This is a genomic window from Roseibacillus persicicus, assembly GCF_014651675.1.
Lineage (GTDB): Bacteria > Verrucomicrobiota > Verrucomicrobiia > Verrucomicrobiales > Akkermansiaceae > Roseibacillus > Roseibacillus persicicus.
Genome location: NZ_BMXI01000001.1, coordinates 125,436 through 138,598, shown reverse-complemented (window position 1 = coordinate 138,598; position 13,163 = coordinate 125,436). Strand labels below are relative to the sequence as shown.

The window sequence follows — 13,163 nt, the reverse complement described above, 5'->3', positions numbered from 1 at the left end:
GCTACTTCACGAGGGAGCGAATCCATTTCACGCCCTCTTGAACCTTCGCGTAATTGCTCCGGTCCCCATAGCTGGGGTTCGTGCCATTGCTGGCGGTGGAGGCGATTCCGCAGAGTTTCCATCCGTCCTTGGTTTCCACAAAGAGAGGCGATCCGCTGTCCATGATGGCCACGGTTGCTTCCTGCTTTTCACCTTCGCCTTTTTTGCTGAGGCTGAGGCTCCACTTGCCACCGCTTTCCTTGTCTACCCGATTGTAGCCGCCATGGAAAGTTCCGTTGAGCTTGCTGTCTCCCGCCGGACCGGACTTGCCGAAGCCGCCGAGCCAGACCTTCATTCCGACAATCTTCTCCTTCTCCGCGAAGGTGATTTTTTCGATGTCTTTGACTTTGGAGCCCAATTCTAACAGAGCGAGGTCACCAGACTCGGGGAAGTGAATCTTCTTCACTTTGTAGACCTTCTTCTCGAGAGCGGGAAACGAGACCCTGATGAACTCGGGGGGCCATTTTTCGGTCCCGTGACGGCAAGTGAGAACCCACTTCCCTCCCAACGCGAGACAAGTTCCGCCGTGGACTTGAAGGGGAGAGTAAAACACCTTCCCCACATTGCGCATCTCTCCCTCCTGCTCGGTTTGGGGTTCAGCGTCCTCTTGCCACACGATGGCAGAGGCAGGAAGGGTAAGGAGAAAAAGAAGGAGGAACTTCATTTCTGTTCTTGGTCCCAGAGACGGTAAGGGTCTTCCAATCGAGTCATCTCGCTTAGGAGAAGAGCTTCCATTTCGGCGAGTTTTTCGGAGTATTCAGGCTTTTCCGCGAGGTCGACTTGCAGGGCTTCGGGCTTGATTCCGGTAGCCGCCACGACCTCCTCCGCCTGATGCTCGGCAAGGAGTTCATCGGGATTTTCTTTCAGGTTGAAGAGCTGGGTCTCTCTCACTTTGCCATCGAGGACATCATACTTGATCAACTTCCAGTCGCCCTTGCGCACCGAGCGCATGCCGGGCTTGGTTCCGCCGCAATAGGCTCCGTAGAGGACGTCGCGAACGGCCTTTTTCTCTCCTAACAGAACTGGTTTCAGGCTTTTGCCTTGGGCGGTTGCGGGGACGGGAACTTCGGCGAGTTCGCAGACCGTGGGCAGAATGTCGAGGAGGTAGCCTCTGCCAGGTGCGCGGCTGCCAGGCTCGATGCCAGGTCCACTGGCGAGGAAGGGGACCCGCCAAGTATGCTCGTAGAGATTCTGCTTTCCGGTCAAACCATGACGACCGACGGAAATGCCATGATCGGAGGTGAAGAGGATGTAGGTGTTTTCCAGTTCGCCCATTTCTTCCAATTTTTTCATGACGAGGCCGAGCTGCTCGTCGATGTTCTCGATGCAGGCATACTCGCGTCCAATTTCGTTGCGGATGGTGGCCTCGGTGCGGGAGGTGAGGACTCCGGGGACCTTGACTTCGTCGCGCAGACCGGGATGGCCGTGGTGGAAGGGATGGGCTGGGAGCCAGGTGTTTGGAACTTTTGGGGACTTCGGGTTGATCTCCGTGGGCGGGGTCTTGGTGTTCACCGCGCCATACTTTTTATTGAGGTCATCCCGTCCGGTGCGTTCGTCATGGGGGTGGGAAAAGCCGAGATACATCAGGAAAGGCTTCTCGTTTTTCGACTCCTCGTAGGTGTCGAGAAACTCCAGGGCCTGCCGTCCGTGCCACTGGCTTCCGTCCTTCTCGGTTGCCCCCCGGTTGCTTTTATCGCGCACAGTGGTGAAGAGCTTGTTGGCGGGGGCGAAGCTGTTGCCGACTTTGCAGGTGCGGAAGGTTTCGTAACCAGCCCGATTGAAAACGGCGGGGAGAGAGTTGTTGGTGATTTCCTGGCTGAGCTTCACTTCTGCTGGCTTGAGCTTCTTGTTCTTTCTAGGCAATTGCGGCAGGTGCCAGAGGGTGCGCCCAGTCATGATCATGGTGCGGGAGGGAGTGCAGACCGCGCCGCTCATCGAACCCATGTGATAGGCTTGGTCCAGCACCATCCCGGAGGCCGCGAGTTTATCGAGGTTCGGGGTGTGGCAGACCTTGTTGCCGTAGGTGGATAGGGTGAAGGGCGATTGATCATCGGTGACGATGAGCAGGATGTTCTTCTGGGGCTCGGCCCAGAGGCTGGATACGGAGCAAAGGGTGACGAGGAGAATCTTCGAGAGCATTTCGCGAGTATTACGTCGTGAGTAGGACCTGAATTGCAGTAAAAACGCGAGGATCGCCGGTATTGGGATTGTCGGTGAAAGTGACAACCGCATTCGCCGTCGCGGGGGTGATGGTTTGTCCAGCCGGAACGAGGACCTTTACCCAGACGCGGTCGTAGTTGTCGTCCTGGTCGAGACGTCCTTCAATGGATAGGACGTCGATGCCATCGATGGTCACGGAGGTCGGGAGAAGGGCTTCATTTTGCGGGACTCCGGCTGGTCCGGTGGCATTGGGGAGTTCCAGATAGACGGTTTGGGTGGTGGTGACGAAGGGTTGCAGGGATTGGTCTTTCGCCACGAGCGCCGAGTAGGCCTCCTCCCAAGGGTCGCCGGGGTTGGGGGGAGTGGTGAGGGTGCTGATTTCCATCCCGTTGGCCCCCAGCTCATACATCTGGTAGGAGGGGGTGTCGTCTGGATCGGTCACGTCCTGACTGGAGATCAGTTTGTAGTGTGGCCATTGGTCGATGATGATTGCGCGGCCGTTCCCGATAGTGGAATTGAATTGCTCGGAGATGATGCAGCGTTCTTCGAAATCATTTCCGTTGAAGATTGGAACGAGAGAGTGCGAGTGGAGCTCGATCCCGTCAGTTGCAGCACTAACATTGATACCGGTGAGTTCGAGAACGGTGGAAAAGAGGTCGACGACATGGACGAGCTTGTCAGTGGTTCCGGTGTGAATGATGTCCGGTCCGTGGGCAAAGAAGGGCACGTGAATCCCGCCTTCGGTGAGGTTGCCTTTCGCCCCGGCCAATCCGCCGGCAGGGGCTTGGTCCACCTGGCCGGGGGTGCCATTGTCGCCAATAACGATGATGTTGGTGGAGGCCAAATCAACCGATTGGAGCAAGCGTCCAATTTCGGTATCAAGGGCTTCTAACATGCGGATGTAGAGAGCGGTGTTGGAGTCGCCAGTGATGGAGTAGCCACCTGCTGGAGCGAGGTTGGCAGGTGGATCCTGGAAAGGGGTGTGCGGGGCATTGAAGCCCATCCAGACGACCCAGGGATCGTCACCTTGCTCATTGATAAAGGACACGGCTGCATCCACTTGGGCGGTGGTGGCGTAGGTGCTGGTCGTCGTGCCAGCGTCGGTGAGCACGCCCTCTTTGAGCTCCACCCGGGACCAATCGTAGTAGTCGGGCAGGCCTCCGACCAGAGTCCCCGAAAAGTGAGGCCAGCCGCCGGTCTCGAAAGGGCCAGTCTCACCGGAGCCCAGATGCCATTTTCCAAAAGAAGCGAGTCCGTATTCGGGGACTTCGTTCGCGATGATTTCAGGAAAGGTCAGTTCGGAAGCGGGGAGGGTAGAATCGGATTGCGGATTGCCTACACCGTGTTGATAGGGTTGACGACCTGTTAGGATGGTCGCGCGTGTAGGTGAGCAGAGAGCTTGGGAATACCCTCGGGTGAAGAGGAGTCCGCTTTCCGCCAAGGCTTTGAGATTCGGCATGTTGGCCAGTTGAGCGGATGGCTCGGTATTGTAGAGCTCCGAGGCATCGAGGCCCCAGTCGTCAACGATAAGGAGGAGAACATTGTGCTGCGGGCCGGTGGAGACCAGAGAGCCATCGTAGTCAAAGCCCGCATCGTCGAAGGGTTGCAGGTAGTCGAGAGTGATCTGATAGAATTGCTGTTCGTCTGCAGAGAGTCTCGCGCTATCCACCAGGCTGGTAGTGGCATCGGCTCCAGCGACGCGGGCGAGGGGTTGCCAGTCCTCGTCTAGAGATTCGCTGCTTGAGAGGGTGTAGTTGCCGCCTTCGGCCGAATCCCAAACGAGGGTGACGTCACCGCTTTCGTCGGCTGTTAGAATCTTTTGAAAAGTCAGTTCTTTCTCGGGTCCGCCCTCAAAAATCGTCTCGGCGGTAGCGGGGATGGTTGTCGTATTGTCGCCCTTGGGTTCGCCAAAGAAGTAGCGAGAGATATTGTAGGGAAAGACCGGCGTGCCCACGGGATCGATGCAGGTGAAGTAGGCCCAGGTCCCATCGGGAAACTCCGGAGTCACCCCCCAGCGGACATTGTATTCGTTGAGATCGAAGTGCAGGGCCTCATCGAAAGTCCCGGAGCCCTCATAGAGAGTCAGCCCGAGGTCGCCCTTGTAAGCGTAGTCTTCCAAATAGTGACCCAACACATACTGGGCCGAGACTGCGGGGCCGTATTGATTGGTGGCGAGGGCGGCCGGGAGCCCTTCATTGCGAACCTGCCACTGGGGACGGGTGGTGCGTCCGGTGGCGGTGAGATTGGTCGAGCCATTGCTGCCGTCCCGCTTTTGGTAACCCGAAATCATTCGGCGCACCGGGCTCTGCGGATCGCTGGGATCGGAGTAGGCGTAGGGCCCATAGACGGGCAGGCCATCGCGCACCCACCCGATGATGGGGGAGTGCTCGCCATTGGGGGCCTCGGTGTAGGTGTTGCTGGCTTCCTCGTAGGTCACCGATCCTCCTAACAGATGGCGCAATGCGGGTGGGTTGGCGTGGTAATGATGGGTGGGACCCGCCTGGTGAGCGTTGGCGGCATCGAAGGTCGGACTTTCGTTCACGAAGGCATCGCGGTTCCAGACCCCATCGCCATTGACCCCGGCGCCAGCGGTCGGGCCATCATCGACTCCGGCGGAATTGTCGTAGGAAAAGGCATCCCGCGAGTCGAACATCGAGATCCCGTCCACAAAGTAGCCGATGGCCCCCAGGCCGGTGAGCGCTTTTTCCGAAGGGATGACCGGGGTGCGGGGGAAGCGGTAAAGCACCGCCCGATTGGCGGGGTAGTTGGGGAACAGGTTGCCCGTCTCGCCATACCACGGGCCCATAATGTGAAAGCCCAGGTTGGAGGTCCGGATGTAGACGTCGCTTTCCGTGGCGGAGACCTCACTCACTCCCGCATAGGTCGGCAGCGCTTGCACCCCCTGTCCCCGGGCCCAAGTGGTCACGGGCGCTTGGGCATCGCGGGCATCGTTGTCGGGATAGATGCGGGCGTAGCGGCCGGAGAGCTCAGTCAGCCACGAATCAGTTATGGGAGCCGCTATCAGTGGAAAGCTCAGGAGAAGTGCAAGAAGGAGCAAGAGGGGTTTCATGGGGACAAAAATGGGAACCGCGTGAATAGCCTGAGGTTGCGCTGGAGATTGTAAAGACTGCGTTAAGAAGTCCCGCTTGCGGGTTGGGTTGGAATGCTTTTTATTAGGTGTCGTGAAATGGTTTCTGGTAGTTCTCATGATGAATTTTGTTTCGGCCCAAGAGCCCACCTTTAATGAAGTGCAAGCAGGTCGCTACGTGGACTTGGCCTTGGGTGGAATTGACCGGCAGTTCCCGAACAAGCCGGGTCACGTCTGGCGCACCCCGGAGGACAACAAGACTCCTCGGGAGTGGAACCCGGTGTTCTATGGGCACTTCGATTGGCATTCCTCCGTTCATGGTCACTGGACCTTGGTGCGCTTGCTCAAGCTCTTTCCCGAAGCCGAGTGGGCTCCGAAGGTGAGGGGAGTTTTGGCCGGCCGCTTCACGGAAGATGCCCTCCAGGCCGAGGCCGATTATCTCACCGCCAACCCGAGTTTCGAGCGCATGTATGGCTGGGCATGGGCCTTGCGGTTGGCGCTGGAATTGAGAAGCTGGGATGACGAGGAAGGCAAAGTATGGGCCAAGCATTATCGTCCTTTGGAAAAGGTTATTGTGAAGCATGCCAAGACCTATCTTCCCAAACTCGATTGGCCGATTCGTTGTGGCTTTCACCCCGAATCCGCTTTTCCCCTGGGTCAGTTCATTGACTATGCACGCGGGGTCGAGGATGAGGAATTCGTTGAGCTGTTAGAGGCCAAAGCGCAGGCCTTCTACGGAGACGATCGGGACTACCCCGTGCGCTATGAGCCCTCGGGGAATGACTTCTTCTCGCCCGGTCTCAACGAGGCTGACTTGATGCGGCGTATTTTGCCGAAAAGAGCCTATTCCAATTGGCTGGACCGCTTCTTTCCCAGGCTCGCGGAAGGGGAACTGGGGAACCTTTTGCAGCCGGTTCAGGTTTCGGATTTGGAGGACGGGCACTTGGTGCACCTGGTCGGTCTCAACCTGACGCGGGCCTGGACAATGCGTTCAATTGCGGAGGCTTTGTCCCAGAGTGATGCTCGCCGGGAAGTGTTGGAGAAAGCCGCGGACCTGCACGCCAAGGAAGGATTGCGGCAGGTTTGGAGTGGAAGTTATGAAGGTGAGCATTGGTTGGGTTCTTTCGCTATCTATTTACAAACTCGGGTGGGACGCGATTGAATGTTTTGAGATGACGAATTTTGCAAAGAAAAGAGCTGAATTTTAGTGTAGGAAAAGGGGAATAGGCGAGGTATTTCTCTATCGTGAAAATCCTCACCCTTTTAACCGTAGCCAATGGAGTCGTCGGTGCTGAATCTCAACTGCCCCTGGCGAAAAGCGATTTGGTTTTTGCCGAAAAAGGCGGAATCGTCGCCATCGAAGCCGAGCATTTTACCAAGCAAGAGCTAGCCGATACGCGGGCCTGGTATCTCACCACCCGCGACCAGACTCCCCAAGTGGAGCCCGATGGAGACCCTTCGCATATTGCGGGTGCTTCCGGGGGGGCATACCTCGAGATCCTTCCCGACACGCGGCGCACACATGGCGACAAGCTCATCACGGGTGAGAATTTTTCCAATGAGCCGGGCAAGCTGGCGGTTCTGAGCTATCCGGTTCACTTCGAGACCCCGGGCACCTATTGGCTGTGGGCGCGGGCTTGCTCGACCACTTCGGAGGACAATGGACTACACTTTGGCATCAATGGCACTTGGCCCGAGACCGCGCAGAGGTGGCAGACCATTGTGAAAAACAAGTGGCACTGGAAGAGCGCGCAGCGCACCGAGAAAGTGCACGTCGGGGTGCCTGGCATCCTGACCCTGGAGGTGCCTTCCGCCGGAGTGCACACGATTCAGGTCTCCATGCGCGAGGACGGCATCGCGCTCGACAAGATTTTGCTCGTTAACCGCAAGGACTACACCCCCGAAGGCACTGGCCCGGATTCGGCCGTGCAGGCGGGAAGCCTGCCGAAGGCTTTTCCAGTCGTCAAAGAAGGCGACCAGGCATCTCCCTCGAAAAAACAAGTCCCTGCTCCTAAAAGCCTTTTTCTTTCCGCAAAAGACTTTCAGTTGGAGGGCTCCAGCTACTATCTCGATCAAGGCAAGTGGGCGGCGATCAATCCCGACCAGCACAAGGCGGCCAATGCTTCCACCCCGTCTCCTTTCCCCGCAGGAGTTTACAATCTGACTCTGCGGTCGGTGGGGGAAAATGACGGGAGTTCGACCTTTGCACTCGCGGTCAATGACGAGGTGGTGGGTCTTCATCAGGCCCCGCTGTCCGAGGACACTTTCGACGAGAGCGCTCGCTTTCACGCCACTTTCCAGAAGATTGAGGTCAACCCCGGCGACGTCATCAAGGTTTCCTCGGTGATTGCGAGCGCGGATGGCAAGGAATACGCGCGCGCCCGCTGGTCCGGAATCGCCTTCCAGCCTGCCGATGAAGCAACTCGCAAAGCGGTTGCAAAGTATAAGGCCCCGCAAAAGAAGACTGCCGAAGCAAAGCCCGCCGGACCGCCCCTGCAGCTCCCGCGCCAAGCGAATGGCGATGGCTCGGTGGTCGTCAGTGGCGAGCTCCAGCAATGGCACGCCGTGTCCCTGACCTTCGACGGTCCCTACGCCCACGAGTTGGACAATCAGCCCAATCCGTTCACCGACTATGATCTGAGCGTCACCTTCACCCATGACTCGGGTAAGTCTCTGCAAGTGCCCGGCTACTTTGCCGCTGATGGCAATGCGGGAGAGAGTTCGGCCCAGTCCGGCACCAAGTGGCGGGTGCACTTCAGTCCTCCCGCGCCTGGCAAGTGGAGTTATCAAGTTTCCTTGCTCACTGCTCCTGGCCTCATCACTGGAGAGGCCGATAAGGGGAAACAGGTGAAGCCTTTGCATGGTAAGACCGGAACTTTCGAGATCGCAGCCTCCGACAAACAGGCGCCTGACTTTCGCGCGCGGGGACGACTTGCCTATGTGGGGAAAAATCTCCTGCAGTTTCAGGGCGACAAGAGCTACTTCCTGAAGGCGGGGGCCGATGCTCCCGAGACGCTGTTAGGTTACGCCGACTTCGACGATACCAAGGCGCTCAATCCCAAAAAGGTTCCCCTGAAAACGTGGTCCGCCCACGTCCGGGATTGGAACGAGGGCGACCCCACTTGGAAGGATGGCAAGGGCAAGGGGCTGATCGGAGCGCTCAACTATTTGGCTGAAGAGGGCTGCAACGCCTTCTCCTTCCTTCCCTACAACGTGGATGGCGATGGCAGCAACGTCTGGCCCTTCGTCGCTCCGCGCGACAAGATGCACTACGATTGCAGCAAGCTGGACCAGTGGAACATCGTCTTCGATCACGCCACCGCCAAGGGTCTTTTCCTTCACTTCAAGATGCAGGAGACCGAGATTGACGACAACCGCGCTGGTCACAAGGGCAACGACCGAATCATCCGCTCATCCCTCGACGGGGGAGACCTCGGACCCGAGCGCCGTCTCTATTGCCGCGAGCTGATTGCGCGCTTCGGCCACCACCTCGCGCTCAACTGGAACCTGGGGGAAGAAAACACCCAGTCGACCAAGCAGCAGATGGACATGGCGAAATTTGTTCAAGCGACCGACCCCTACGACAATCACGTCGTCATCCACACTTTTCCCGATCAGCAGGACAAGGTCTACAATCCTCTTCTCGGCGAGAAAGCCTTCACCGGCGTGTCTTTGCAAAACAGCAACCTGAAGGATTGTCACAAGCAGGTCCTGAAGTGGATCAAGCGTTCCAATGAGAAGGGCCAGCCTTGGGCTGTGGCCTTTGACGAACCCGGAGACGCCAGCATCGGCATGCCGGCGGACCCCGACTATCCGGGCATGCCCAAGGATTACCAAGGCCCGTCCATCCACGATTGCCGCAAATACACCCTCTGGGGAACCTTCATGGCTGGGGGAATGGGCGTTGAATACTACTTCGGCTATAAGCTGCCCCAGAACGACCTCATCTGCGAAGACTGGCGTTCCCGCGACCTCAGCTGGGACTACTGCCGTCATGCCCTCAACTTCTTCCGCGACCAGAACATCCCGATGGAGGCAATGGTCAACCGCAATGATTTGGTGGGAAATACCAAGGACGACAACTCCAAGTATTGCCTGGCGAAGGAAGGGGAAGTCTACCTCGTCTATCTCCCCACTGGAGGCTCGACCAAGATCGAACTTCCTTCAGGAGACTTCACCCTCACCTGGTTCAATCCCCGCACTGGCGAAATGGGCCAGACAACTACCCTGCAAAAACCCCTCACCGCACCGGACAAAGAAGACTGGCTGGCGTTGATCCGGAAGAAGTAGAGAGAGCGGGTTGAGGGCGGTATTTCAATCGTCTTAACAGCTCGAATCAAGTTGAATGCAGTGATGGTCTCACATGAGACTCTCATTGCGTTTTTTTACGGCCTCAAATGAGGGCGAATGGATAGTCTTTGTTGAGCCGGGTTGAGTGGTTCCAAAGTCTGCTGATTCGCTATGAGCATACAAAGGTATTGTCTTACCGATACTCTTTGAACGACCTTGAGGAGCGTTTGGGGCGCTCGACGAACTGATAAGGCTATCAGTGAGGAAGCCCTTAATGAAGTGGATCAAACGGCGCGTTTTTACTGTTCAGTGTTCGTTCAAATGACTAGAGACTCGGTAAGCGATGAGAAAAGTTTTTCCAGTTGTCCTATTAGTGGTTCCTTTTCCGCAATTACTCGCCCAGTCAAATCCTCGACCGAGCTTCGACCGAGCCTCGACTGGAGGTTGGACCGGATGACGGTCGAAGGCGAGACCTTGGAGGTTCTGGTTGTGGAAACGATTCCCGGAGTTGGCCATCAGGTCGAGCGTAGCAGCGATCTGAACCAGTGGGAGACGGTTACGGAGCACGTCTATGGGCTGGGACACGAACTTGCCATTGGTCTTCGTGAGATCGTTGTTTCAACGCCGCCCAGTGGTTCTGGTGGCAATCCTGCAAGTCCTCTTGTTTCTCAAAACATCCCTGAAATCGTAACTGTAACATTGAACGTGGCTTCGGGTGGTGGAGTTGTGGTTACTTGGATAGACTCAGCCACTTCCTCGTCTCACTCCCATCTGATTGCAGGTCAATTGGATCCCGCCTGGGCATCGACTCCCCTTGCTGTTTGGAACTTTGAAGACTACATGCTGGTCACACTCTCTCCGGGCTTGGATCCGATTGAGCCCCCGGAGGTTTCCCAACCTTCTCCGCGCAATCAGGAAGTTCTCGATCTCGTCATTGCCAAATTGGACGAAATGAATGCCGCGCAGGCTGCTCAATTGGCCAGCCAAATCAATTCTCCCACAGTCCCTCCGTCACCAGGTCCGCGACAGTTCTTCCGCGTGGTCACCGATTGGAGTTTGGATAGTGATGGCGATGGTTCGCTCGATTGGATTGAGTTTAGCAATGCCTCGTCGGGCAGTGGTGGGCAGAACGGGGTAACAGGTGATGCTTTCAATGCGGATACGAATGGGGATGGAATCCCTGATGGTTTGCAGTTGGATAGCGATGGCGACAGCATCCCGGATTCCTTGGATGCTGTTCCAAGCGACACTCGGATTGACTGGTTGGCGGAGTCACAGCCACGCTACGCGATGTTTCAGCAGGAAGGGATTCCGCTCGACGCTTCGGGTAATCCACAATGGCCCGTGAGCGTCAATGCCCGGGGAGAAGTCCTCTACCAAAACGGGGTTTGGCGAGCAGGGAATTTTCAACCCCTCGCCCTGGCTGGGACCGGTGGGATTCTTGCTGCCCAGCCAACCGCGATTGCGGATGATGGTTCGATCCTCGGCATTGGGGACTGGGAAGTCCAACGGTTTGATGGAACCCACCAATTCTACTGTTATGTCTTCTGGCCGGAACGCAGCTCGCCTCCGCAGAAAGCAGGAGGCGAAAGTGGCTTCATGGCCCCGGTGTCCTATGCCGCACTGGCTCCCGGTCACCCTGGCTTGCTTTCGGGAGGAGGAAAAGCCATTGGGCATCATTATTCGTTGGATGTTTCCGAAGACGGGTTTCACACCATTGCCGTTTTGGAGGATCGCAAGGTGTTCTCCATTTCAGCCACCGGAGAGACCTCTGTAGGACAAGTTGTCACCCCTCCCTACGAGTTCGTCGCGGAAAGCTTGAACACAGGTTTTCCGAGTTTCCAACCGATTCACACCTTCTATTATGGCCCAACCTTCAGCAGCTTGGATTCCAAGCTTTATACCCAAGTTCTCGACGAGGTAGGCAATGAGCATTTGTCTGAGGCTGGAACGAGCGGTGGCCTTCTTTTCCCTACTCCGGGGAATGGAATGTTGATACAGCGGAGCGGATACGATCCCGAGCTCTTTTCTGACCAAGCTCCCTGGGGGACGGCTTCTCTGGGCTCGTTCCGTTTGTTCAGGGGGAATGGGCTGGGTTACCGGGAGGACGGGTCGTTTTGGTTTCAAGGGGAGACCTATGAGTGGGAGCAACTTGTGCCCGGCTTTCAGCCCGGGGAAAGTATTGGAATTGAGAGCCTGGGGAGGGGAGGTCATATTCTGGCCGAGCCTTTTGATACCGCCTCGACCAGCACGGCTTGGTTGGGGACTCCCTTCGCAGTGATCGACAATGAGGAATTCACCGGAGTGGATGCCACTTCCCTCACTTCGTCCGAGCCTGGCGTGGCGGGGGACCGATATTGGGTGATGGTTCCGGCTCACGGGATTGGGGAGTTCTCGCTTCTTTCTCCAGCTGGGGCGGTCGAGCGGTATCGGATTGCCAATGACAGCCTGAACTTTCTCTCTGATGACACTGCCGATAATCCGGTGGAACCGTTTCTGGTCAATTCGTCCGACCCCAATGGGGTGACGGCTGCCCTTGATGAGGAGATGGAGCTGGTCCTCACCGATGGCACCCATTCCGTGGCCGCCCTCAATAGCCCCATCGGGATGACCATTATGCCGAGGCCTAATCTCACCGTTGCCATCTGGCCCGTGGCTGGCTGGCGCATGGACGGAGGCCAAAGAATCTACGACAAGGAACCTCTCTCTGGAGCCAACGAAGCCTTTCGCGCCAAATTGGAAGAACAACTCAATCAAATCTTCGGCAAACAGGTGAACGCCTTTTTCACCGTCTCCCTCCAACCCATGATCACCCCGGATTGGGATGTGGGACCCCCCGAGGAGGCAGGAGGTTCTTCCGGTACTCTGCCTTCGAGCAGTCAACTTCCTGAACCCTACGATGGAGCTATGAATGTAGGAAGCGAAAGTGAGAAGAAAGCTGTCGAAGATGAGCTCATAAAGGAAGTTGCTGATTTGCATGTCGTTGTCATGCCCGAGCCCATGTATCAGCACCCCACTTACAACTCTTTGGCTGAAGCTGCAGGCTTCAACGAGACGACCTTACGCCCTCGCATAGTTTTCGTTGCCGGATACAAATACGACTCAGCGGAGCATCGGCAAGGGCTCTGTATCACCACCGCCCATGAGCTGGGACACGAGTTTGGCCTCGGGCACCCGGACGAAGGCCGCTTGCCGGCCCCTTTGCTAGGCACGAACCACCGCCTCCGACTCATGGCCAGTGGAACTCTCATTCCCGATCCGAAAAAACGAAAAACCCAGCTGGTCAAAGGTGAATGGGATAAAATTGCAGTTTGGATTGAGGAGCTTGAAGCAGCTAAGGCAACGCCATGAAGTGCAGACTTTATATTTTTCTTTCGGCTGCGCTTCTAGTTTTGGGCGGAGGGACCTGCCAAGCTGTTACTGGACCAGATATTCCAACAGGAGATGCTTGGCGACCGTGGGCGGACCGAGAACTCGACCAAATCAGCCTTATGGAATACCCCGAACAATTTAAAGCTATCCGAAGATGGCTGGCTCTTGGGCGATATCCCGAAACTCGGGATGCTGACGAACGAGCGGTGTTTCA

General features: G+C 56.9%; 6 protein-coding genes. 3 read left to right on the top strand and 3 right to left on the bottom strand.

The genetic code is table 11. From position 1 onward, the window contains the following. Position 1: 1 nt before the first annotated feature. The 3 genes from IE099_RS00470 to IE099_RS00460 are packed head-to-tail and all read right to left on the bottom strand — an operon-like array spanning position 2 to position 5,269. Entirely contained in the window at positions 2-703 is a 702-nt protein-coding gene (locus IE099_RS00470) for a trypsin-like peptidase domain-containing protein (RefSeq protein ID WP_189566275.1), read from the bottom strand. Beyond that, the gene (locus IE099_RS00465) at positions 700-2,178 is read right to left on the bottom strand and encodes a sulfatase family protein (RefSeq protein WP_189566273.1); all 1,479 of its coding nucleotides are present in this window, start codon (positions 2,176-2,178) and stop codon (positions 700-702) included. Before IE099_RS00465 ends, IE099_RS00470 begins: the two co-directional genes overlap by 4 nt. Positions 2,179-2,188: 10 nt before the next feature. After that, the gene (locus tag IE099_RS00460) at positions 2,189-5,269 is read right to left on the bottom strand and encodes a sulfatase-like hydrolase/transferase (protein ID WP_189566271.1); all 3,081 of its coding nucleotides are present in this window, start codon (positions 5,267-5,269) and stop codon (positions 2,189-2,191) included. A gap of 136 nt (positions 5,270-5,405) precedes the next feature. Here IE099_RS00460 and IE099_RS00455 point away from each other — a divergent pair, with 136 nt between their 5' ends. The 3 genes from IE099_RS00455 (at position 5,406) to IE099_RS00445 (ending at position 12,928) form a co-directional block, all read left to right on the top strand. Further along, positions 5,406-6,449, top strand: coding sequence for a DUF2891 domain-containing protein (locus IE099_RS00455; protein WP_189566269.1), 1,044 nt, complete (start codon positions 5,406-5,408; stop codon positions 6,447-6,449). 83 nt (positions 6,450-6,532) lie between these two features. Beyond that, a complete protein-coding gene (locus tag IE099_RS00450) occupies positions 6,533-9,577 on the top strand; it encodes a DUF5060 domain-containing protein (protein ID WP_229809326.1) in 3,045 nt (1,014 codons plus the stop codon). Positions 9,578-10,030: 453 nt separating this feature from the next. Next, positions 10,031-12,928, top strand: coding sequence for a thrombospondin type 3 repeat-containing protein (locus tag IE099_RS00445; protein ID WP_189566268.1), 2,898 nt, complete (start codon positions 10,031-10,033; stop codon positions 12,926-12,928). The last annotated feature ends 235 nt before the right edge of the window (positions 12,929-13,163 follow it).

Bases quoted from the DNA above. Each gene is read 5' to 3' on its own strand.
- IE099_RS00470 (WP_189566275.1), bottom strand. From the start codon at position 703: ATGAAGTTCCTCCTTCTTTTTCTCCTTACCCTTCCTGCCTCTGCCATC.
- IE099_RS00465 (WP_189566273.1), bottom strand. From the start codon at position 2,178: ATGCTCTCGAAGATTCTCCTCGTCACCCTTTGCTCCGTATCCAGCCTC.
- IE099_RS00460 (WP_189566271.1), bottom strand. From the start codon at position 5,269: ATGAAACCCCTCTTGCTCCTTCTTGCACTTCTCCTGAGCTTTCCACTG.
- IE099_RS00455 (WP_189566269.1), top strand. From the start codon at position 5,406: ATGATGAATTTTGTTTCGGCCCAAGAGCCCACCTTTAATGAAGTGCAA.
- IE099_RS00445 (WP_189566268.1), top strand. From the start codon at position 10,031: ATGACGGTCGAAGGCGAGACCTTGGAGGTTCTGGTTGTGGAAACGATT.